Source organism: Streptomyces sp. NPDC055966 (assembly GCF_042269865.1).
Taxonomy (GTDB): Bacteria; Actinomycetota; Actinomycetes; order Streptomycetales; family Streptomycetaceae; genus Streptomyces.
In genome coordinates this window covers 12,743-33,674 of sequence record NZ_JBHJYK010000018.1, presented here as the reverse complement: position 1 = coordinate 33,674, position 20,932 = coordinate 12,743, and the positions used below count along the sequence as shown (strand labels likewise).

General features: G+C 72.6%; 20 protein-coding genes and 1 pseudogene. 14 read left to right on the top strand and 7 right to left on the bottom strand.

The features are described from left to right. Positions 1-145: 145 nt before the first annotated feature. Positions 146-1,186: pseudogene (locus ACFC8N_RS32550) on the top strand (arabinofuranosidase catalytic domain-containing protein); the annotation flags it as partial. Positions 1,187-1,234: 48 nt separating this feature from the next. Next, complete coding sequence (locus ACFC8N_RS32545) at positions 1,235-1,993, top strand: ricin-type beta-trefoil lectin domain protein (protein ID WP_376292331.1); 759 nt, start codon at positions 1,235-1,237, stop codon at positions 1,991-1,993. 13 nt (positions 1,994-2,006) lie between these two features. On the opposite strand, the gene ACFC8N_RS32540 is transcribed toward ACFC8N_RS32545, so the two are convergent. From ACFC8N_RS32540 to ACFC8N_RS32530, 3 genes are all read right to left on the bottom strand, one after another. Next, on the bottom strand, positions 2,007-3,653 hold the full coding sequence (locus ACFC8N_RS32540) for an APC family permease (RefSeq protein ID WP_376292080.1): 1,647 nt from the start codon (positions 3,651-3,653) through the stop codon (positions 2,007-2,009). A 99-nt stretch (positions 3,654-3,752) separates the two neighbouring features. Continuing rightward, on the bottom strand, positions 3,753-4,742 hold the full coding sequence (locus tag ACFC8N_RS32535; RefSeq protein WP_376292079.1) for a trypsin-like serine peptidase: 990 nt from the start codon (positions 4,740-4,742) through the stop codon (positions 3,753-3,755). A gap of 191 nt (positions 4,743-4,933) precedes the next feature. Continuing rightward, positions 4,934-5,422, bottom strand: a complete 489-nt coding sequence (locus ACFC8N_RS32530) for a MarR family winged helix-turn-helix transcriptional regulator (protein WP_376292076.1) — start codon at positions 5,420-5,422, stop codon at positions 4,934-4,936. 171 nt (positions 5,423-5,593) lie between these two features. Between ACFC8N_RS32530 and ACFC8N_RS32525 the strand changes: the two genes are divergently transcribed. From ACFC8N_RS32525 to ACFC8N_RS32510, 4 genes are read left to right on the top strand one after another with little or no spacing between them, the layout of a single operon-like run. Further along, positions 5,594-6,505, top strand: a complete 912-nt coding sequence (locus ACFC8N_RS32525) for an SDR family NAD(P)-dependent oxidoreductase (protein WP_362822810.1) — start codon at positions 5,594-5,596, stop codon at positions 6,503-6,505. Between the two features lies 1 nt (position 6,506). Continuing rightward, positions 6,507-7,403 (top strand): amidohydrolase family protein, encoded by an 897-nt coding sequence (locus tag ACFC8N_RS32520; RefSeq protein ID WP_376292074.1) that lies wholly within the window; start codon positions 6,507-6,509, stop codon positions 7,401-7,403. Positions 7,404-7,413: 10 nt separating this feature from the next. Beyond that, positions 7,414-8,937, top strand: a complete 1,524-nt coding sequence (locus tag ACFC8N_RS32515) for a long-chain fatty acid--CoA ligase (RefSeq protein ID WP_376292071.1) — start codon at positions 7,414-7,416, stop codon at positions 8,935-8,937. 32 nt (positions 8,938-8,969) lie between these two features. Further along, on the top strand, positions 8,970-9,428 hold the full coding sequence (locus ACFC8N_RS32510) for a MaoC family dehydratase (RefSeq protein ID WP_356036036.1): 459 nt from the start codon (positions 8,970-8,972) through the stop codon (positions 9,426-9,428). Here ACFC8N_RS32510 and ACFC8N_RS32505 read toward each other — a convergent pair. Continuing rightward, a complete protein-coding gene (locus ACFC8N_RS32505) occupies positions 9,419-10,057 on the bottom strand; it encodes a TetR/AcrR family transcriptional regulator (RefSeq protein ID WP_376292069.1) in 639 nt (212 codons plus the stop codon). The genes ACFC8N_RS32510 and ACFC8N_RS32505 overlap by 10 nt on opposite strands. Positions 10,058-10,228: 171 nt before the next feature. On the opposite strand from ACFC8N_RS32505, the gene ACFC8N_RS32500 reads away from it, so the two are divergent. Together ACFC8N_RS32500 and ACFC8N_RS32495 are read left to right on the top strand one after the other, a co-directional pair. Beyond that, positions 10,229-11,251, top strand: a complete 1,023-nt coding sequence (locus ACFC8N_RS32500) for an aldo/keto reductase (RefSeq protein WP_376292067.1) — start codon at positions 10,229-10,231, stop codon at positions 11,249-11,251. 27 nt (positions 11,252-11,278) lie between these two features. Continuing rightward, a complete protein-coding gene (locus tag ACFC8N_RS32495; RefSeq protein WP_376292065.1) occupies positions 11,279-12,160 on the top strand; it encodes an LLM class flavin-dependent oxidoreductase in 882 nt (293 codons plus the stop codon). Between the two features lie 22 nt (positions 12,161-12,182). Here ACFC8N_RS32495 and ACFC8N_RS32490 read toward each other — a convergent pair whose 3' ends face one another. Further along, on the bottom strand, positions 12,183-13,388 hold the full coding sequence (locus tag ACFC8N_RS32490) for an FAD-dependent oxidoreductase (RefSeq protein WP_376292064.1): 1,206 nt from the start codon (positions 13,386-13,388) through the stop codon (positions 12,183-12,185). Positions 13,389-13,497: 109 nt separating this feature from the next. On the opposite strand from ACFC8N_RS32490, the gene ACFC8N_RS32485 reads away from it, so the two are divergent. The 4 genes from ACFC8N_RS32485 (at position 13,498) to ACFC8N_RS32470 (ending at position 16,931) form a co-directional block, all read left to right on the top strand. Then, positions 13,498-14,313, top strand: coding sequence for a GntR family transcriptional regulator (locus ACFC8N_RS32485; protein WP_376292062.1), 816 nt, complete (start codon positions 13,498-13,500; stop codon positions 14,311-14,313). A gap of 77 nt (positions 14,314-14,390) precedes the next feature. Next, a complete protein-coding gene (locus tag ACFC8N_RS32480; protein WP_376292060.1) occupies positions 14,391-15,752 on the top strand; it encodes a rhodanese-like domain-containing protein in 1,362 nt (453 codons plus the stop codon). A gap of 46 nt (positions 15,753-15,798) precedes the next feature. Next, positions 15,799-16,188 carry a rhodanese-like domain-containing protein gene (locus ACFC8N_RS32475; protein WP_376292059.1) on the top strand — a complete coding sequence of 130 codons (390 nt, stop codon included), beginning with the start codon at positions 15,799-15,801 and terminating at the stop codon, positions 16,186-16,188. Further along, positions 16,185-16,931: a sulfite exporter TauE/SafE family protein gene (locus ACFC8N_RS32470; RefSeq protein ID WP_376292056.1), complete on the top strand. Its 747-nt coding sequence runs from the start codon at positions 16,185-16,187 to the stop codon at positions 16,929-16,931. The genes ACFC8N_RS32475 and ACFC8N_RS32470 overlap by 4 nt, the downstream gene beginning before the upstream one ends. A 94-nt stretch (positions 16,932-17,025) precedes the next feature. Here the strand turns inward: ACFC8N_RS32470 and ACFC8N_RS32465 are convergent, their stop codons facing one another. Continuing rightward, positions 17,026-17,682: a transglycosylase family protein gene (locus ACFC8N_RS32465; protein ID WP_356036013.1), complete on the bottom strand. Its 657-nt coding sequence runs from the start codon at positions 17,680-17,682 to the stop codon at positions 17,026-17,028. A gap of 513 nt (positions 17,683-18,195) precedes the next feature. Next, positions 18,196-18,927: a YoaK family protein gene (locus ACFC8N_RS32460; protein WP_376292052.1), complete on the bottom strand. Its 732-nt coding sequence runs from the start codon at positions 18,925-18,927 to the stop codon at positions 18,196-18,198. A 115-nt stretch (positions 18,928-19,042) separates the two neighbouring features. On the opposite strand from ACFC8N_RS32460, the gene ACFC8N_RS32455 reads away from it, so the two are divergent. Further along, positions 19,043-19,981 carry a LysR family transcriptional regulator gene (locus tag ACFC8N_RS32455; protein ID WP_376292050.1) on the top strand — a complete coding sequence of 313 codons (939 nt, stop codon included), beginning with the start codon at positions 19,043-19,045 and terminating at the stop codon, positions 19,979-19,981. Positions 19,982-20,002: 21 nt separating this feature from the next. Next, a complete protein-coding gene (locus ACFC8N_RS32450) occupies positions 20,003-20,908 on the top strand; it encodes a GNAT family N-acetyltransferase (protein ID WP_376292047.1) in 906 nt (301 codons plus the stop codon). The last annotated feature ends 24 nt before the right edge of the window (positions 20,909-20,932 follow it).

Sequence of the window (20,932 nt, the reverse complement as noted above, 5' to 3'; positions counted from 1 at the left end):
GCGACTGACGTGACGTCATGTTTCGTGCCCACCGCACACATTGACTCAATCCCGGAGCTTCTCATAAGGCAAAAGGCAACAAATCTTGACGCGGGTCATCGGCGTGCGTAGCTTCCGCAACGGCCGTCGCAGGGAGGAGCCCAGCATGCGCGGAAACCGCAGAGGACCGAGACCGCTCGCGTCGTTCCTGGCCGTCGTCGCGCTCGTCCTGGGCGCCGCGCTCGGCCTGCCCGGCACCTCGCGGGCCGCCGGCGCCCAACTGCCGTGCGACATCTACGGCGGCGCCGGTACGCCCTGCGTCGCCGCGCACAGCACCGTGCGCGCGCTCTTCTCCGCCTATGACGGCCCGCTGTAGCGGGTCACCCGCGCCTCCGACGGCGCCGGCGCCGACATCGGCCTGCTGGCGCCGGGCGGTTACGCCGACGCGGCGCAGCAGGACCGGTTCTGCGCCGACACCACGTGTGCCGTCACGCGGATCTACGACCAGACCGCACGCCACAACGACCTGACGCCGGGTCCGGCGGGCACCTCAGGGATGGGCGCGGACCGGGGCGCGGACGCCGCCGAGATCGCCGTCACCGCCGGCGGTCACAAGGTGTACGGCGTGTGGATCTCGCCGGGAGTCGGCTACCGCTCCACCGGAGCCGCCTCCGGCGTCGCGGTCGACGGCCGGCCGGAGGGCGCGTACATGGTGGCCAGCGGCACCCACGTGGGCTCCGCGTGCTGCTTCGACTACGGCAACGCCGAGAGCACCCCGGCCGACACCGGCAACGGCCACATGGACGCGGTGAGCCTCGCGACCACCTGCTACTTCGCACCGTGCACCGGCTCCGGCCCCTGGGCCGAGGCCGACCTGGAGAACGGCATGTTCCAGGGCGACAACGGCTCCAACACGGCCAACCGGGGCAACGGCAGCACCTACGTCACCGCGGTGCTGAAGAACGACGGGCAGACCCGGTACGCGCTCAAGGGCGGCGACGCACAGGCGGGCGGGTTGACGACCTGGTGGGACGGCTCCCTGCCCACCCGCGGCGGCTATCGGCCCATGCACCAGGAGGGCGGGATCATCCTCGGCACGGGCGGCGACAACAGCAACTGGAACATGGGCACCTTCTTCGAGGGCGTGATGGTCGCCGGCTACCCGAGCGACGCCGCCGAGAACGCGGTCCAGGCGAACGTCGTCTCCGTCGGCTACGCGGGCGAGACGAACGTCCCCAACGGCCCCCAGGGCACCATCACCGGCCCGGGCGGCACCTGCGTCGACGTGGCCGGCGACGACACCGGCACCGACGGCACGGCCGTCCAACTCTGGGGCTGCCAGTCCTGGGCCGAGGACCAGCACTGGACCCACCGCGCCGACGGCAGCCTCGCCACCATCGGCCGCTGCCTGGACATCAATGGCAACGGGACGGCTGCCGGGACGCAGGTGGAGTTGTGGGACTGCAATGGCGTGGGTGGGCAGAAGTGGGTGCAGCAGGCGGACGGTTCGTTGTTGAATCCTCAGTCGGGGCGGTGTCTGGACGCGCCGGACGGGGCGACGGCGAACGGCACCCGGCTGCGGATCTGGGACTGCAACGGCTCGGCGGCCCAGAAGTTCTCGGTCGACGGAGGAGCCCCCGTCACGGGCCCGGGCGGTGCGTGTGTGGACGTCGCCGGCGACGACACTGGCACCGACGGCGCGGCCGTCCAGCTCTGGGGCTGCCAGTCCTGGGCGGTCGACCAGCACTGGTACCGCCGTGCGGACGGATCCCTGAGCACCCTGGGCCGCTGCCTGGACATCAATGGCAACGGGACGGCTGCCGGGACGCAGGTGGAGTTGTGGGACTGCGACGGGGTGGGTGGGCAGAAGTGGGTGCAGCAGGCGGACGGTTCGTTGTTGAATCCTCAGTCGGGGCGGTGTCTGGACGCGCCGGACGGGGCGACGGCGAACGGCAGCCGGCTGCGGATCTGGGACTGCAACGGCTCGGCGGCCCAGAAGTTCCGGTTGGGGTGAGGCCGGGCCGGGGTCAGAGGATCTCCTCTTCCTCCGGGACCACGACCTGGTCGATCATGTGCTGGATCTGCTCGGCCGGCAGGGCCACCGCCAGCGCCCAGTAGTAGACGACGAGGCTGAAGGCGGCGGTCACACCGATGTCCCACCACAGCGGGAACCAGGGGTGCTTGAGCGGTCCGAAGTCGCTGAGGTAGACGATGAGACCCATCCCGACCAGGTAGACCGGCAGCCACTGGGCGGCGCGCAGGTCCAGTTGGGGCGTGATGGGGTTCATCCTGAACACACGGTTGGCGATCAGGATGACGTAGCCGAGGAGGATGGCGACGCCCAGCTTCCAGTCGGTGGTCCAACCCGACCACAGGATCAGCAGGTTGGCGACGACGAAGGCCAGAGGTGACATCCAGCTGCCGCCCGGTAGCCGGTACGGGCGGTGGGTCTGCGGCAGACGGTTGCGGAACACCCCGAAGGACAGTGGCGCGCCGGCGTACATCAGCACGCTCGCGCTGGTGATGAGTCCGACGAGGGAACGCCAGCTGGGGAACGGCAGGAAGCAGACGCAGCCGGTCACGAACGCGGCGATCAGTCCGACCCAGGGGACGCCGCGCCGGTTGGTGGCCTCGAAGGCGGAGGGCACGTAGCCGTTGCGGCTCAGGCCGTAGGAGACCCGGGAGGAGCCGGTGATGTAGATCAGACCCGTGCCGGCAGGGGAGATCACGGCGTCCAGATACAGGACCGCGGCCAGCCAGCCGAGGCTGATGAGCGTCGCGACCTGGGCGAACGGCCCGCTCAGGGCGGTGAACGCCGAAGTGGCCCAGTGGCCGCCGATCTGGGAGGCGGGCAGCGCGGCGAGGAACACGACCTGGAGTCCGACGTAGATGAGGATGCCGAGGATGATCGAGCCGATCACGGCACGCGGGATGTCCCGCTTGGGGTTGGCGCTCTCGCCGGCGAGCTGGTCGGCCTGCTCGAAACCCAGCAGCGCGAAGATGATGCCGCTGGTGGAGACGGCGGACAGGATGCCCTTGGCGCCGTACGGGTCGAAGCCGTCGGCCGCGGTGAAGTTGGCGGTGTGGAACTGGGCGACGGCGAACACGAAGATGGTCAGCAGCGGGATGCCGACCTTCCACCACGTCGCCGCGCTGTTGGTGCGGGCGAGCAGCCGGATGCTGAGGAAGTTGATCGCCGTGATGACGGCCATCAGCCCGACCGCGATGGCGATACCGGGCGGGGTGAGGACGTGCTCGCCGCTCCTGACCTTCTCCCAGCCGCTCGCCCAGGAGTAGTGCTGGGCGTAGGTGATCATCGCCAGCACCTCGATCGGCGCCACCGTGGCCGCCTGGAGCCAGGAGAACCAGCCGAAGGAGGCCCCGGCGGCACCGCCGAACGCGTAGTGCGGGAAGCGGGCGGTGCCGCCCGACACCGGGTACATGCCGCCCAGCTCCGCATGCACCAGCGCCAGGATCAGGATCGCGACACCGCCGATGGCCCACGAGATGATCGCCGCCGGTCCGGCCGCCGCCAACGCCCCCTGCGCGCCGAACAGCCAGCCCGATCCGATGATCGAGCCCTCCGAGGCCCAGATCAGCCCGACGAACCCGATCTCGCGCCGCAGCCCGGGCCGCTGGGTCTTCGGACCAGGCGTCGCATCGGACACGGCCATGGCGCGCACCCCCTCATATAGGGTGAATGTCATCACCATCGTGCCACGGTGACGGGCTTTTGGCCGTGGCCGCGCGGGCACTTTCCGGGGAGGCGGGGCTCAGCCGGCGGCGGGTCGCGGGCCCGCCGGCGCGGCACCGCTGACCGCCGCGTCGTACAGGGCCCGGGTGGCGGTGCCGAAGTAGGCGCTGTAGGAGACCTGGGGCGTGTTGCCGCCCGTGTGATAGCCGCCGATCACGCCGATGACGGCCCAGCCGTCCGGCAGGGGAAGCAGCATGGGGCCGCCGCTGGTCCCGCCCACGAAGGCGTCGCAGGCGATGCGCGGGAAGGTGCCCGGGTCGGCCGGGTCGTCGCTGTCCCACCGGGTGGTCCAGCTCCAGCACTCCAGCGGCTTCTCGGCCCCCGCCGGGTAGCCGATCATCCGCACCGGGGCGTGGTAGTAGCCGGTCCCGGTGAGCAGCCGTACGCCGCCGACCGCGTCCTGGAGCAGGGTTCCGTCCTCGTTGGGTTCGGTGACGGCGAAGGCGAAGTCGTACGCGGCTCCGGCGTGCTCGCCCAGGTCGTAGTACTCCTGCGACACATAGACGCCGTTGGTGCGCACCGGGAAGACCCCGAAGGGCTTTTGTGTGTCGTGGTATTGCGGGACGAAGGCCAGGTGCCGCTTCGGCGAGGTGCCGGCGTACCCCTTCAGACAGTGTCCGGCGCTCAGCACGAGGTCGCGCCCGGGACTGCGCACGACCGAGCCGCTGCAGGTGCGGCCGGTCCCGGTGGCGTCGGTCCAGAAGAAGGTGCCCGCCTGTGGGATGCCGTCGAAGCTCCGGCTCGGCGGGATGTACTCGCCCGGCTGCGGCCCGTCCACCGCGGGGGACGCGGAGTGCGCCGCCGCACCGCCCTCGGCGCCCTTGAGGACGTCGGCGGGCAGGGCGGCGGCCATCCGGGCCGGGCTCCAGTAGGCGTCGAGCTGTTCGGCGACCGGGTTGGGGCCGGCCGTGGTGCTGTCGGCGGATGCCGTCGTGGTGAGTCCGGCACTGATCAGCAGGGCTGCCGCGCAGCCGGTGGCGTAACGGACGAATCTGGTCCCGAGCAACATCAGTTCCCCTCAGGGCGGCCGCAGGTGACGGCTCACCATAAGCCCGCGGCCCCGCGCGTCACAGCGTGCACGGCCGAATCCGGTTAGGCCCGGTGTCGGACGGCCGACGGACCGTCAACTTCCGTCGACCGGCCGGGTGTACGGGGCGTGAACCGCTCAGGCTCGTCCGGCGGCGGGCCGGGCTCGGACGGTCACGACAGCGCCCGGTGCGCGCTCTTGAGGGCCTCGCGGAAGTGGGTGACCTCCTGCGGCGTCAGGTCCTGGAGCATGCGGTGTTCGAGTTCGCGGGCCGGTTCGGCGTAGGCGCTCAGGAGGTCGCGGCCCGACTCGGTGAGGAGGATGACCTTCTCCCGGCGGTTGCGGGGATTCGGCTCACGGCGGATCAGATCGCGGGCCTCCAGGGCGCGGACCATGTCGGCCATGGACTGGGCCGTGACGAAGGAGTCCCGGGCCAACCGGGCGGCGGAGACGCCGTCGTGCCGGTCCAGCACGGTGAGGGCGGTGTACTGCAGCGCGGTGATGCCGGCCGGCCTGACCAGTTCCTCCAGCCGGGCACGGACCACGAGTTCGGTGCGCTTGAGCAGGTAGAGGACGGACGGGCCCGCCTCGGCAGGGCCCGCCTCCCGGGGGCCCGCTTCCCCCGTGGCTTGTGCCGTCGCGGGTTTCGTCGGTCGCGTCATGCCGTGCCTTTCCGGTGCCTTCCCCGATGCCGATCCGAGTCGCAGCGGCCAGCCTAAGCCATTGACAGGATTCCTGTCGGAAGAGAACACTGGCGCAACCAACAGGATTCCTGTCGATCTGTTCGACCGGACTCCAGGAAGGCCGACCGTTCCCAAGGAAGAGGCGCATTCATGGATCTGCACGGCAAGGTCGCCGTCGTCACCGGCAGCGGTCGTGGGCTCGGTCTGGCCTACGCCCGGGCCCTCGCCGCGGCCGGGGCCCGCGTCGTCGTCAACGACCTCGACCCCGGCGCCGTCGACGCCGCCGTGGACGGCATCACCGCAGCGGGCGGCACCGCCGTGGGCGTCGTGGCGGCGGTGGGGGACAGCGAGGCAGCCGAGCGGCTCGTCGAGACCGCCGTGACGGAGTTCGGGCGGCTCGACGTCCTCGTCACCAACGCCGGCATCCTCCGCGACCGGGTGCTGTGGAAGATGACGGACGACGACTTCGACGCCGTCGTCACGGTGCATCTGCGCGGCACCTTCACCTGCGCGCGCGCCGCCGCGGTGCGCATGCGCGAGCAGGGCACCGGCGGCCGTATCGTCCTCATCTCCTCCCCGGCCGGCCAGCGCGGCAACTTCGGCCAGACCAACTACGCCGCCGCCAAGGCCGGCATCGTCGCGATGGCCCGCACCTGGGCCCTGGAGCTGGCCCGGGCCCGGATCACCGTCAACGCCGTCGTCCCGGTCGCGGCCACCGAGATGACCAAGACCATCCCCGCCTTCGCACCGCTCATCGAGGAGTCCGAGCGCACCGGCGCCCCGCTGCCCGCCTGGCTGCGCCGGGACGAGGGCCTCGGCACCGTCGAGGACGTCGCGAGCCTGATCACCTACCTCGCGTCGGACGCCGCCGAGGACGTCACCGGGCAGGCCATCGGCATCGGCGGCGACCGGCTGGCCCTGTGGGCCCACCCCCGGGAGAAGTCCGTCGACTTCGCCGACGGCGGCTGGAGCGCCGACGCCATCGCCGAGCGCTGGCACGCCGGCGTGGGCGCCGAGCCCGAGACCTACGGCATCCCCGCTCCCCAGGTACCGGAGGCATGACATGGGTGACAGGCACCGTGCGACGATCGATGTCGGTGCGCTGACCGCCATCGACGTCCACACCCACGCCGAGGTGTCCAAGGACGGCCACGCCTCGCTCAGCCCCGAACTCCTCGGCGCCTCCGCCGCGTACTTCAAGGCGCACGGCCACCGGCAGCCCACCGTCGAGGAGATGGCCGCCCACTACCGTGAACGCCGCATGGCCGCCGTGGTGTTCACCGTCGACGCCGAGCACGCCACCGGCCGTCCCCGCATCGCCAACGAGGAGATCGCCGAGAGCTGCGCGGCCCACGCCGACGTCCTCCTCCCGTTCGCGAGCGTCGACCCGCACAAGGGCCGCGCCGGCGTACGGGAGGCCCGGCGCCTGGTGACGGAGTACGGGGTGCGCGGCTTCAAGTTCCACCCCAGCCTCCAGGGCTTCTCGCCCGACGACCGGATGGCCTACCCGCTGTACGAGGCCATCGAGGAACTCGGCGTACCGGCCCTGTTCCACACCGGCCAGACCGGCATCGGCGCCGGCGTCCCCGGTGGCGGCGGCATCCGGCTGAAGCACTCCGACCCGATGCTCGTCGACGACGTCGCCGTGGACTTCCCCGAGCTGCGGATCATCCTCGCGCACCCGTCGTTCCCCTGGCAGGACGAGGCACTGGCGGTCGCCACGCACAAACCGCACGTCTACATCGACCTGTCGGGCTGGTCGCCGAAGTACTTCCCGCCGCAGCTGGTGCGCTACGCGAACACCCTGCTGAAGGACAAGGTGCTCTTCGGCTCCGACTACCCCGTGATCACGCCCGACCGGTGGCTCGCCGACTTCGCCGCCCTTGACATCAGGCCCGAGGTCAGGCCCAGGATCCTCAAGGAGAACGCCGCCCGACTGCTCGGCCTGCTCAAGGACTGAGGGAGACGCCGTGTTGAACCGAGGCATCGGATCCTGGCCCGCCCGCCGGGCCCGCAAGACCCCGGACCGGATCGCGATCGTCCACGAGGACGACGAGATCACCTACCAGGCGCTGCACCAACGGGTCCTGCGTCTCGCCCACGTGCTGCGCTCCCTCGGGGTCGCGCGCGGCGACCGCGTCGCCCACCTGGGCCGCAACCACCCCGCCCACCTGGAGACACTGTTCGCGGCGGGCGTGCTCGGCGCCGTCTTCGTCCCCCTCAACACCCGCCTCGCGGCAGCGGAGTTGGCGTACCAGCTCACCGACTCCGGAAGCACGGTCCTGGTGCACGACACCGAGCTCGGCGACACGGCTGCCACGGCGGCCGCGGACACCGGGGTGCGCCACCGCATCACTCTCGGCCCGGCCGCTCCCGGCGCCCTCGGGTACGACGACCTGCTCGCCGGTGCCGCGGCCGACCCGCTGGACGAGGCCGTGGCCCCGGACGACCCCTGCATGATCATGTACACCTCGGGGACCACCGGCCGTCCCAAGGGCGCCGTCCTGACCCACGCCAACATCACCTGGAACAGCGTCAACGTCCTCGTCGACAGCGACCTGGCCGGCGACGAGGTCACCCTGGTCGTCGCCCCGCTGTTCCACACCGCCGCGCTGAACATGACGTGTCTGCCCACCCTCCTCAAGGGCGGCCGGGTCGTCCTGATGGGCGCCTTCGACGCCGAGCGGGTGCTGGAGGTGGTCGAGCGCCGGCGCGTGACGTACCTGTTCGGGGTGCCCACGATGTACGACGCCCTGGCCGCGCGTCCCCGGTGGACGACGACGGACCTGTCCAGCCTGCGCACCCTGACCTGCGGCGGCGCGCCGGTGCCCGCCCGCACCATCGACACCTACCTCGCGCGCGGGCTGGCCTTCAGCCAGGGCTACGGGATGACCGAGGCGTCCCCCGGCGTCCTCTTCCTGGACCGTGAGCAGACCTCGGCGAAGGCGGGCTCCGCGGGTGTGCCGCACTTCTTCACCGACGCGCGCGTGGTGCTCCCCGACGGCCGTGCGGCGCGGCCGGGGGAGCGGGGCGAGATCCTCGTCGACGGCCCGAACGTCATGGCCGGTTACTGGAACCGCCCGCAGGACACCGCGGCCGCCCTCACCGACGACGGCTGGCTGCGCACCGGTGACGTGGCACGCACCGACGACGACGGATATGCCTACATCGTCGACCGGGTCAAGGACATGTTCGTCTCGGGCGGCGAGAACGTGTACCCGGCCGAGGTGGAGGCCGCCCTGCTGACCCACCCCGCCGTCCGCGAGTGCGCGGTCGTCGGTGTGCCGCACGAGGTCTGGGGCGAGGTCGGCCACGCGGTCCTGGTCCTGGACCCCGGGGCCCGCGCCGACGTCGGCGAGATCCTCGCCCACGCACGGACCCTGCTGGCCAAGTACAAGATCCCGCAGACGGTGACCCTCGCCGAGAGTCTGCCCCGTACGGCCTCGGGAAAGATCGTCAAGGCCGCCGTACGGGCCTCCTACGCCCAGTCCTGATCCGACCAGTACCCAGGAAAGGCAGCACCCCCATGCCCACCGAAGCACGCGGTCTCGAAGAACTCCTCGCCCTCGCCGGCCGTGACCTCGGCCGTACCGACTGGCTGGAGATCACCCAGGAGCGCGTCGACACCTTCGCCGACGCGACCGGTGACCACCAGTGGATCCACACCGACCCGGAGCGGGCGAAGACGGGCCCCTTCGGCGGGCCCATCGCCCACGGCTATCTCACCCTCTCCCTGATCATCCCGCTCTTCGGCGACCTGCTGCGCATCACCGGCATCTCGATGAGCGTCAACTACGGCCTGGAGAAGGTCCGTTTCCCCGGCCCTGTGCCGGTCGGCGCGAAGATCCGGCTGCACGGCGTCGTCGACTCCGTGGCGGAGGTCAAGGGCGGCGGCGTCCAGATGCTGCTGACCTTCACCGTCGAGGCCGAGGGCAGCCCCAAGCCGGTGTGTGTGGCGCAGGCGGTCTACCGGCACTACGCCTGAGGCACGGCGTCGCCGCGCAGGCCCGCGACCAGGAGTGCGACCAGACGGCGGGCGTCGTAGCGCGTGTCGCTCTCCGCGCCGACGCAGAGGTTGCCGACGCCGCGCATGAGTTGGTAGGCCGTCAGGCCCGGCCGGATCTCGCCGGCCGCGGCCGCGGCGTCGAGCAGCTCGGCGCAGACCGGCAGGAGGCGGTCGAGGAAGTAGGAGTGCAGCGCCTCGAAGCCGGTGTTGTCGGACTGGAGGACGGCGGCGAGGCCGTGCTTGGTGACCAGGAAGTCCACGAAGAGGCCGATCCAGCGGCCGAGCGCGGCGTGCGGACTCCCGGCGGCCGCCAGCAGGCGCGGACCGGCCTCGGCGAGGCTCTCCACCTGGTGCCGGTAGACGGCGATGATGAGCTCCGCGCGGGTCGGGAAGTGCCGGTAGATCGTGCCGAGCCCGACCCCGGCCCGCGCCGCGATGTCACGGACCGGCGCGTCGACGCCCGAGGTGACGAACACCTGCGCCGCCGCGTCGAGCAACGTCTCCTTGTTGCGCAGGGCGTCCTTGCGCTGGGTGCCCGTGCGCCGGGCGTCCTCCGCGCGCGGGGGCGGGGTCCCGCGCTCCGCGTCCTCGTGGCTGCCGTCGTTCACCGCGTCGCTCCTCCGCTGCCGGCCTGTGCGCCTGCTCGCCTTGCTAAGCGGAACCGTGTTCCGTATCGTCATTACCGGAACACGGTTCCGTTTGCTCATGGTGTCAGAGCGGCGGCCGGCAGCCAAGTCGTGCCCTGCCGCCCGGCACCCTCCCTGTTGAGGAGAACGGTCATGCAGTACCGCACCCTGGGCCGCACCGGCGTACAGGTCAGCACCCTCGCACTCGGCGCGATGAACTTCGGCGCGATGGGGCGCACCACCCAGGACGAGGTCACCGCCCTCGTCGACACCGCCCTCGATGCCGGGATCAACGTCATCGACACCGCCGACGTGTACAGCGCCGGAGAGTCGGAGGAGATGGTCGGCAAGGCCCTCGCCGGCCGCCGTGACGACATCGTGCTGGCCACGAAGGCGGCCCTGCCGATGGGCGACGAGCGCAACCACCGGGGCGGCTCGCGCCGCTGGCTGGTCACCGCGCTGGACAACAGCCTGCGCCGGCTCGGTGTGGACCACGTCGACCTCTACCAGATCCACCGCTGGGACCCGGACAGCAGCGACGAGGAGACGCTGTCGGCCCTGACCGACCTGCAACGCGCGGGAAAGATCCGCTACTTCGGCTCCTCGACCTTCCCGGCGTACCGCATCGTGCAGGCCCAGTGGGCCGCCCGCGACCATCGCCTGAGCCGTTACGTCACCGAACAGCCCAGCTATTCCGTCCTCCAGCGCGGCATCGAGGCCCATGTGCTGCCGGCGGCCGAGGAGTACGGGCTCGGGGTGCTGGTCTGGAGTCCGCTGGCCTCGGGCTGGCTGTCGGGCGCCGTCCGCGCGGGCCGGGACGTCAGCACCCACCGCGCGACCTTCCTGCCCCGGCGCTTCGACACCACGATCCCCGCCAACCGGGCCAGGCTGGAGGCCGTCGAGAAGCTGGTGAAGGTCGCCGACGAGGCCGGTCTGACCCTGATCCAGCTCGCGCTCGGCTTCGTCACCGCGCATCCCGCCGTGACCAGCGCCCTCGTCGGCCCGCGCACCCTGGACCACCTGCACGCCCAACTCGCCGCAGCCGACACCGTGTTGCCGCCCGACGTGCTCGACGCCGTCGACGCGATCGTCGCCCCGGGTACCGATCTGGCCCCGGACGAGAAGTCCGACACCCCGCCCGCGCTGCTCGACCCGGCCCTGCGCCGGCGCCGCTGACCCGCAGACGACCGAAGAGGCACACTCATGACACCCACCCCCCGGCCCCGCTTCGGGATCATGACCGCGCCGATGCAGGTGACGTACGACGACGTCCTGCGGGTCTGGCGCGAGGCGGACGCCATCCCCGAGATCGAGCACGCCTGGCTGTTCGACCACCTCATGCCGATCGCCGGCGACCCGGACGGCCCGATCCTCGAAGGCTGGACCCTGCTCGCCGCCCTGGCCGCGCAGACGCGGTGGCTGCGGCTCGGCCTCCTGGTGACCAGCAACCGCTTCCGGCCGCCCGCGATGCTGGCCAAGATCGCCACGACGGTCGACGTCGTCTCCGGCGGACGGCTGGACTTCGGCATCGGCGTCGGCTCACGGCCGAACCCGCCCGAGGCCCGGCGCGAGTATCCGGCACACGGCCTGCCCTTCCAGGACACGGCGGACGCCGTCGAAAGCCTCGCCGAGGCCTGCGCGCTGATCCGCCGCCTGTGGACCGAGCCCGCACCCTTCGACTTCCACGGCACCCAGCACCGGCTCACCGGAGCCTTCGCCAACCCCAAGCCGGTCCAGCGCCCCCACCCGCCGATCCTCCTCGGCGGCCGCTCGGCCGCGACCCTCCGCGTGGTCGCCGAGCACGCCGACGCCTGGAACATCCCCGGCGGTGACATCGCCGACGCCGTCCGGCGCAGCGCCCTGCTGGACCGCGCGTGCGCCGAGATCGGCCGCGACCCGGCCACGATCACCCGCTCGATGCACCTGCCCGTCTCCTACGACCGCCCCGACACCACCCGCGACGCCGTCGCCGAGGCCCTCGACGCCGGCTTCCGGCACATCGTCCTCGGCCTGCCGGCGCCGTACCCGGTGGGTGTCGCCCGGTGGGTCACCGACGAGGTCATCGGCGCGGAGGCGGTCGCGTAGGGCAGGGCAGGCGGGCCGAAAGTCAGGCGAGGCCGCGCAGCATCAGGTTCCAGTAGAGGAACGGCAGTCCGTACCGCTTGAGGTACCACATGTCCCGGCGCTCGCGGGTCGTGTCGAGGAGGGGGAAGGTGGGACGGGGCCGCAGCGTGTAGTCGAACTCGGCGAGCAGCATGCTGTGCCGTGACGTGGTGATCGGGCAGGACGAGTATCCGTCGTACGACGCGGGCAGCGCGCCCGTGCCCGCCAGGCTCGCGGCGACGTTGCGCGCGACGACCGGTGCCTGCTTGCGGATCGCGGCCCCGGTCTTGGAGTTGGGCGAGGAGCCGGCGTCACCGAGGGCGAAGATCTCGGGGTGGCGCACATGGCGCAGGGTGTGCCTGTCGATCTCCACGTACCCGGCGGGATCGGCCGGATCGGCCAGCGGCGTCGCCTTGAGCCAGTCGGGCGCCGACTGCGGCGGCACCAGGTGCATCATGTCGAAGCGGATCGAGTCCCTGGCACCGGACGCGTGGTCGACGACGACGGCGGCGCGGCCGTCCGGATCCACCTCGGTCAGCTCGCTGTTCGTGCGCACCTCGATGCCGTAGCGGGCCGCGACCCGCTCCAGTTCCCTCGAGAACACGGGAACCCCGAACATGCCCGGCGTGGGCAGCACGAGCACCACCCGTATGTCCTTCAGGACTCCCTGCTCGCGCCAGTGGTCCGCGGCGAGGTAGGCGATCTTCTGTGGCGCTCCACCGCACTTGATCGGGCCCGCCGGCATGGTGAACACGGCGGTGCCCGAGCGCATCGAGCGGATCAACTCCCAGGTCTTGGGAGCCAGTTCGTACGTGTAGTTGCTGGAGGTGTGCGGTGTCGTGACGGCCTCGGCCATCCCGGGCACCCGGTCCCAGTCGAGCTGGATGCCGGGGCAGACGACGAGCCGGTCGTAGCCGAGGGTCCTGCCGTCGGAGGTACCGACCGTCCGCTGCCCGGGGTCGACGCTCTCCGCGCGGCCGCGGATCCAGGAGACGCCTCGCGGCAGCACGGACCGCTGCGGGCGGGCGCTGGTCCGGGCGCCGGCCCGGCCTCCGCCGACCAGCGTCCACAGCGGCTGGTAGTAGTGCGTCGCCGACGGCTCGACCAGCCCGATGCCGTCGACACCGCCGCGCCGCAGGCGGGCCGCGACGCTGATGCCGGCGCTCCCGCCGCCCACGATCAGGACCCTGTGGTGAGCGTCGATCGTCATGTGCGCCTTCCCTCGTGCGTCCGTCCGAGTTAATGTACGTACATTAGCTTTCCGAATGTACGTACACAAGAACGGTGATCGCGGGTGAAGGGCATGGGTGGTGAGCGGCATGGGTGAGGACCCCACTGCCTCGGCGAGCCGGGGCGGGACTCCGCTGTGGCGGCATGTGCGGGACGACCTGAGGGGCCGTCTGGCGCAGGGGGAGTTCGTCGACTCCTTCCCCGGCGAGAACGAACTGGCCGCGCGGTACGGGGTGAGCCGGCACACCATTCGCGCGGCGCTGCGCGAGCTGCGGGAGGAAGGCCTGGTCACCGCCGCGCGAGGGCGACGGCAGCGGCCGGTGGGCGAGGCCGGCATCGAGCAGCCCCTCGGCGCCCTCTACAGCCTGTTCGCCTCCGTCGAGGCGGCCGGGCTCGAACAGCGCAGCATCGTCCGGACCCTCGACGTCCGCGCCGACGCCCATGTGGCGGTGCGGCTGGGCATGGAGGAGTCCACACCCCTGCTGTATCTGGAGCGCATCCGCCTCGCCGACGGGGAACCGCTGGCCCACGACAAGGTGTGGCTGCTCGCCGCGGACGCCCGCGCGCTGCTCGACGCCGACTTCGGTCACACGGGGCTCTACGACGAACTCGCCGAGCGGTGCGGCATCCGGCTCGTCGGCGGCGAGGAGCGCATCCACGCGGTCGTCCCGACTCCCGCCGAGCGACGGCTGCTCGACCTTCCCGAGGGCGTGGCCGCGTTCTCCATCCAGCGGCTCGGCCGCACCCACGGCCGCACCGTCGAGTGGCGCACCACGCTGATCCGCGCCGACCGCTTCAGCGTCCTCGCGCAGTTCGACGCCCGGGCCGGCTACCGCCTCGACCCCGTGGGATCCCGGTTCACCCGCCCGGCCCGGAGCGCACGGCGGCTCGATGCGGTGCGGTGACGGAACGGTGCCGCGCGGCGAATCAGCCGTCGCCGCACACCAGTTGACGGTGGGTCCGCGTGGAGGGAATGCCTGACATGTTCTTCGTCGACACGATCGAGGTGGCCAGGCTCGGCAACCGCAGCTATCTGGCGGGCGGCCGGCGCACGGCCGTGGCCGTCGACCCGCCGCGCGACGCCGACCGGGTGCTGGAGGCCGCGGCCCGCAGGGGCGTGCGGATCTCCCATGTGGTCGAGACCCACCTCCACAACGACTACGTCACCGGCGGCCTGGCACTCGCCCGGCTCACCGGCGCCGCCTATCTCGTGCCGGCCGGGGCCGGTGTGTCCTTCGCGCGCATACCCGTGCACGACGGCGACCGCACGGTCCTCGACACGGACCTCGCCCTCCGGGCCCTCGCGACCCCCGGACACACCCCGCACCACACCGCCTACGTCCTGGAGGAACGCGGCACGGCGGTCGCGGTGTTCACGGGAGGCTCGCTGCTGATCGGCACCGTCGGCCGCCCCGACCTGGTCGAGCCCCGCCTCACCGGACACCTGGCCCGCGCCCAGCACGCCTCCGCCCACCGCCTCGCCGCCGAACTGCCCGACACCACCGCCGTGTTGCCGACGCACGGATTCGGCAGCTTCTGCTCCGCCGGACGGGCCGGCGGGAGCGAGACGACCATCGGCAAGGAGAAGGCGTCCAACGAGGCACTCACCGAGGACGCCGACACCTTCGTCCCCCGCATGCTCGCGGGACTCGACGACGTCCCCGCGTACTACGCGCACATGGGCCCCGCCAACTCCGCCGGACCGGCACCCGTCGACCTCACCCCGCCCGCCGTCGCCGACGCCGGGGAGATCGCGGCACGGCTGGCCGCCGGGGAGTGGGTGGTCGACCTGCGCAACCGCGTCGCGTTCGCCGAAGGGCATGTCGCCGGCACCTACAACTTCGAGGCCGAGGGTCAACTCGCCACCTATCTGGCCTGGTTGATCCCCTGGGGCAGGCCGGTCACACTCCTGGCGGAGTCGCCCGAGCAACTGGCTGGCGCCCAGCGAGAGTTGGTGCGCGTCGGCATCGACCGACCGGCTGCCGCCGCCACCGGAGACCCGTCGGCCTGGACGACCGACGGCGAGGCCCTGGCCGCCTTCCCCCGCGCCCGCTTCGCGGACCTCGCCGCACGGCACCCGGCCGAGGGCACGGTCGTACTGGACGTCCGCCGTGACCGGGAGCGGGCCGCCGGATTCATCGAGGGCTCGGTCCACATCCCGCTGCACACCCTGCACCGCCGCCTCGGCGAGGTGCCGGCCGGCGAGGTCTGGGTGCACTGCGCGGGCGGCATGCGCGCCGCCATCGCTGCCTCGCTGCTCGACGCGGCAGGCCGTGCCGTCGTCGCGGTCGACGACACCTTCGACACGGCCGGGGCGACCGGGCTCCCCCTCCGCACCGCCTGAGCCCGCCCGACATCCCGATCCGCACGAGAGGCGAGGAGCGCCCCCCATGGAGTCACCTACTTCCGCTACAGGCCGGATCACCGTGCAGGAAGCGGCCGAACGCACCGGACACGCCGTGCGGGACACGGCGTGCGACGACGCCGACACGCCCGTCCTGCTGGACGTCCGGGAACCGGACGAATGGCACGCGGGCCATGTCCCGGGAGCCGTCCACCTGTCCCTCACCGCGCTCTACGAGGGCAGGCCGCTGCCGTACGAGGTCCGGGGGCGGTGCCTGATCGTCATCTGCCGCTCGGGCAACCGCTCGCGGCAGGCCGCCGAACTGCTGGGCACCCACGGCGTCGAGGCCGTCGACGTCATCGGCGGCATGCGGGACTGGGCGGAGGCCGGGCTTCCGGTGGTGGACGCGCGAGGCCTGCGCGGCACGGTCGCGTGAGTGCCCTGATCCTCGCCCTCGTGGCCGGCGCCGTGATCGGGCTGGCGCTGGGCGCGCTCGGCGGCGGTGGCAGCGTCCTGGCCGTACCCGCCCTGATCTACCTGCTCGGCTTCACCCCGGTGGCGGCCACCACCGCCGGACTCGTGATCGTGGCCCTCACCTCGGGCACCGCACTGACCGCGCACGCCCGGGACGGTCATGTCCGCTGGGGCACGGGGCTGCTCTTCGCGGCGGCAGGTGTCGGCCCGGCGATGCTGGGCTCCGTGCTCGCCGGGCACCTCCCCGCGGGTGTGCTGTCGGCCGGCTTCGCGCTGGTCGCGGCCGTCGCGGCGGTCCGCATGCTGCGACCCGCGGCGCAGGACGGCGCCGGACGGGAGATCAGGGCCGGGCGCGCGGCGGCGGCCGGCGCCGGACTCGGCACGGTGACCGGCGTCCTCGGGGTCGGCGGAGGTTTCCTCGCCGTGCCGGCCCTCGTGGGCGTGCTCGGCCTGCGCATGCGCGAGGCGGTGGGCACCAGTCTGTTGGTCATCACCGTCAACTCCCTGGCGGCGCTGGGCCTGCGCGGCGGCACCGTGGACCGCCTCGACTGGGCGGTCGTCGGCCCCTTCGCGGGCGCCGCGATCCTCGGGGCGTGGGACGGCAGACGCCTGGGAGCGAAGGTGAAGGGCGGGACTCTGCGGCGGATCTTCGCCGTGGTGCTGCTGGCGGTGGCCGCCTTCATGTTCGCCGACGCGGTGATCTGACGCGACGGCGCCGAACCCGCGGGCCCGGCCGGCCGGGCGAGGGGTGCCGCTCCTCGCCCGGCCGCACGGGCGTGCCGGTCGGTGGACGGACCCGCTAGTCGGCGGCGGGCAGCGCGAGTCGCTGTCCCGGACGGATCAGGTCCGGGTCCGGGCCGATGACGTTCCGGTTGGTGTCGTACAGCCGGTGCCAGCCGCCGGGGACGGCCGCCCGCTGCGCGACTGCGGACAGGGTGTCGCCCTCGTGCACGGTGTAGGAGGCACCGGAGCGGTGGCCGGTCGCGGTGTGCGGGCGGGACTCGGGGGCGGTGCGCGGGTGAGCGGCGGTGCGCAGGGGAGTGGCGGGGCGTGCGACCGGCGCACTCCGCCCGCTGCTCCGCGTGAGGTTCGCCCGTACCGAGCAGACCGGCCATGCCCCCGGCCCCTGCTGGGCGAGGACCGCTTCCGCCACGTTGATCTGCTCCGCCCGGCTCGCCAGATCGGCCCGCGGCGCGTACGCGGTCCCGCCGTATGCCGCCCAGGTCGACCGGGTGAACTGCAACCCGCCGTAGAACCCGTTGCCGGTGTTGATGCTCCAGTCTCCGCCGCTCTCGCAGCCGGCGACCCGGTCCCACGCGGTGCCGGAGGCCGCGTGGCCGGCGGCCGGTGCGAGGAGCGGCAGAACGATGCCGAAGCTGCCGAGGGCGAGGGCGGTGCGGAGCGACGGCAGGAGCCGTGGGGGCACGGTGCGGCGTTGGGGCCGTCGTGCGGTCATAGGCCTTCCTCTCCACTGCGGTTCCCGCCCGCCGGTCGGTCCGACGGGCTGTAGGCAGTACGGCAGTGCCGCCCGGGCGCTCACAAGGCGCGCAGAGCTCACGCGATCCAGTGCGCCGCCGCGTGCCACCGCCCGATTTCCTGACGACCCATCAGCTGGGCTGGCAAGTGCGCACACAAGGAGGCACGGGAGCACGGAAGTCGGACCGGCCGTCGTGGCGCGGCGTCGCCCCGACGCGGGACGGGCCGTCGGGCGGCGCACGCCTACGACGGGTGGGGGAGCGCTCGGCCCGGACACGACGGCCGGGATGCAGCAGACGCGGTACCGGGCACTGCGGCGAACCGTCCAGGAGGCGCACACGGCCTCCGGCCGCGCGATGAGCCGCAGTTTGGACATCGCGCGCAGCGCGGCCGTCCGCACCGCCGCGACGGCGGCGTCACCGCTGCGGGCACACCGGCGTCCCGCGGGCACTCGGCGAACAGCGGGCTCTCCCGCACCCGGCGCGGCGCCCGCTCATCCCTCCAGAGCGATGCGGTCCCTCTGGCGCGGAGCCCGGACGGGCGCGGGACCGCGCCGTGCGCACGCGAGTGCGGCGGCGACGGCGAGCGCGGTCACCAGGGTCAGCGTCCACCGCGGGCCGGCCAGCCGGACGGCGGCCGCGCCCAGCGCGGCGCCGCCGACCAGGGTGAGAATGCTGAGGGCCTGCCGCCGGGTCGTCGACGAGGCGCGTTCTTCCGGGCGGTTGGCGATCAGGGCGGTCAGGGCGCTGGTCATGACCGTGGTGGTGACTCCCGGTACGCCGATCCGCCTGACGACGGCGTTCTGCATCCCCAGTGCCACGGCGCACACGAGGACCGGGACGAGCGCGGGCTCGGGACCGGCTCCGCAGGACCGGGCGAGCGTTGCCACGGTGAGCAGAGCGGCCTCCAGCGCCGCGCACCCGCCCAGCAGCGTCCGGTGGCCGGCGCGGCGCGGCGCCCCGTGCCGGACCAGCAGGGCTCCGAGGAGGAATCCGCCGAGCGCCGCCAGGGCGCCCACGGGCGAGGAGCCGGGCGAGCCGGCGAGACCCAGGCCCACGAGGACCAGGTTGCCGGTCATGTTGGCCACGAACACATGGCCCGGACCGAGCAGGCCGACGGCGTCGATCACCCCGCTGAGCAGGGTCAGCAGGACGAGCGGAGCGAGCAACCGGCCGGTCGTCCCGGCGGTGCCGGGACCGAGGTGCCCGGCCGCTGCGTCGCTCATGTCGTCACCCGTTCCCGTCGGCCGGCCGTCGCGTCCTCTCCCAGGATGGCGACGACGGTTCCATGCGTCCAATGCCTTGATGTGAGCGGAACCATGCATCAGTAGCATGGGTCGCATGGACGTGCAGGTACTGCGGTGTTTCGTCGCGGTGGCCGACGGTGCGACGGTGACGCAGGCCGCGGCGGAGGCGCACCTGACACAGCCGGCCCTCTCACGGGCACTGAGACGTCTGGAACACGAGGTCGGGGCCGAGCTGTTCCAGCAAGTGGGCCGCGTCCTGCGGCTGACCACGGCCGGCCGGGCCTTCCGGCAGCACGCGGACGCCGCGCTGGAGCAACTGGACCGGGGGCTGCGCACGGTCCACGAGACCGTGTCCCCGGAATCGGGCCTGATCCCGCTGGCGTTCCTGCACTCCCTGGGCACCTGGCTGCTGCCGCCGCTGATCACCGGCTTCCGGGAACGCTTCCCCCACGCGCGCTTCGAACTGCGCCAGGCCGGCGAGGGCGTGCTCGTCCAGATCCTGCTGGACGGAACCGCCGACCTGCTCCTCACCGCCGGTGACCCCGGCCATCCGCTGATCACCTGGCGGCGTCTGCTGGTCGAACCGCTGTGGCTGGCCGTACCCCCGGGACACCGGTTGGCGAGGCGCCGGCGGGCCCGGCTGGCCGAGGTCGCCGACGAGCCGTTCATCATGCTGCGGCACGAGCAGGGCCTGCGTGCCGTCACCGAAACGCTGTGCCGCACAGCGGGGTTCACCCCGCACGTGGGCTTCGAGGGCGACGAGGTGGCGACCCTGCGGGGACTGGTCGGCGCCGGGCTCGGCGTCGCTCTCGTGCCGCGTCCGCACGCCGCCGTTCCCGCGGACGCGCCCTCGTATCTGCGGGTCACCGATGTGCACAGCGCCAGGGACATCGGCATCGCCCGGCTGACCTCGCGCACGCTTCCGCCGAGTTGCGCGCGGTTCCTCGACCATGTGCGCGAGCACGCCGCGTCGGTGGCCGAGCGGCAGCACGCCCACGGCCCGGCACCGAAAAATGCCCGCACAGGTCCATGACAACCTGACTACTGTGCTCACGTGACGGAATTCGGCGTGCTCGGCGACACCACGCAATGGCGACAGGACTTCGAACGACGGCGACGCGCCTCCTACACGGCGGTCGGGCTCGACGCGGCCGCGGGGGAGCGGATGCTCGACGGCGTATGTGCCGACATCGGCGACTGGACCGTCGCCGAGATCACGGACGCCGGGATCCGGGTGGGACACGTCGCCGTGCTCGTGGCCGACAGCAGGGGCGAGCTCGCGGGCCGCATCTGCGACCTCCGCGTGGACCCGCACCATGCCGGCCGGGGGTACGAGCAGGCGGCCCGGGACTGGGCCGAAGGGTGGTGCGCACAGCGCGGCGCGCGCCGGCTGGACGTCCCGCTCGCCGAACCCGCGTGCGACCTGTTCGACGGTTACGGCGTGCGCGGCCAGCTCAGGGTGCGCCGCATCGACACCCCGCCGGAACTCCTCGACGGCGTCGGCGCGCGACCGATGACGCAGGACGAGTATCCCGGCTGGCTCGCCGCCGAGAAGGCCTCCTACGCCGGTGACATCGTCCGCTCGGGGACCCTGGGCGCGGAAGAGGCCGAGCGGAAGTCCGGCCGCGACTTCGCCAAGCTGATTCCCGAGGGACTGGCGACGCCCGACAACACGTTCCTGGTGCTCGAAGCGGAAGGCGAGACGATCGGCACCGGCTGGCTGAGGCACGGTCATCTGCCGGGAGTCACCTACGGATACTCGCTGCACGTCCGGGAGGAGCATCGCGGCAAGGGATACGGCCGGGCCGCGATGGCGGTCGGCGAGCGGGCGACGCTCGCGGGCGGCGACGCGGCGCTGATGTTCACCGTGTGGGGCGGCAACGAGGTGGCGATGAACCTGTACACCAGCGCCGGCTACCACGTCATCGAGGAGATCCGCTCCATCGACTTTCCGGAGTGACACCGCCGCCCGCGTGCGAGTGCG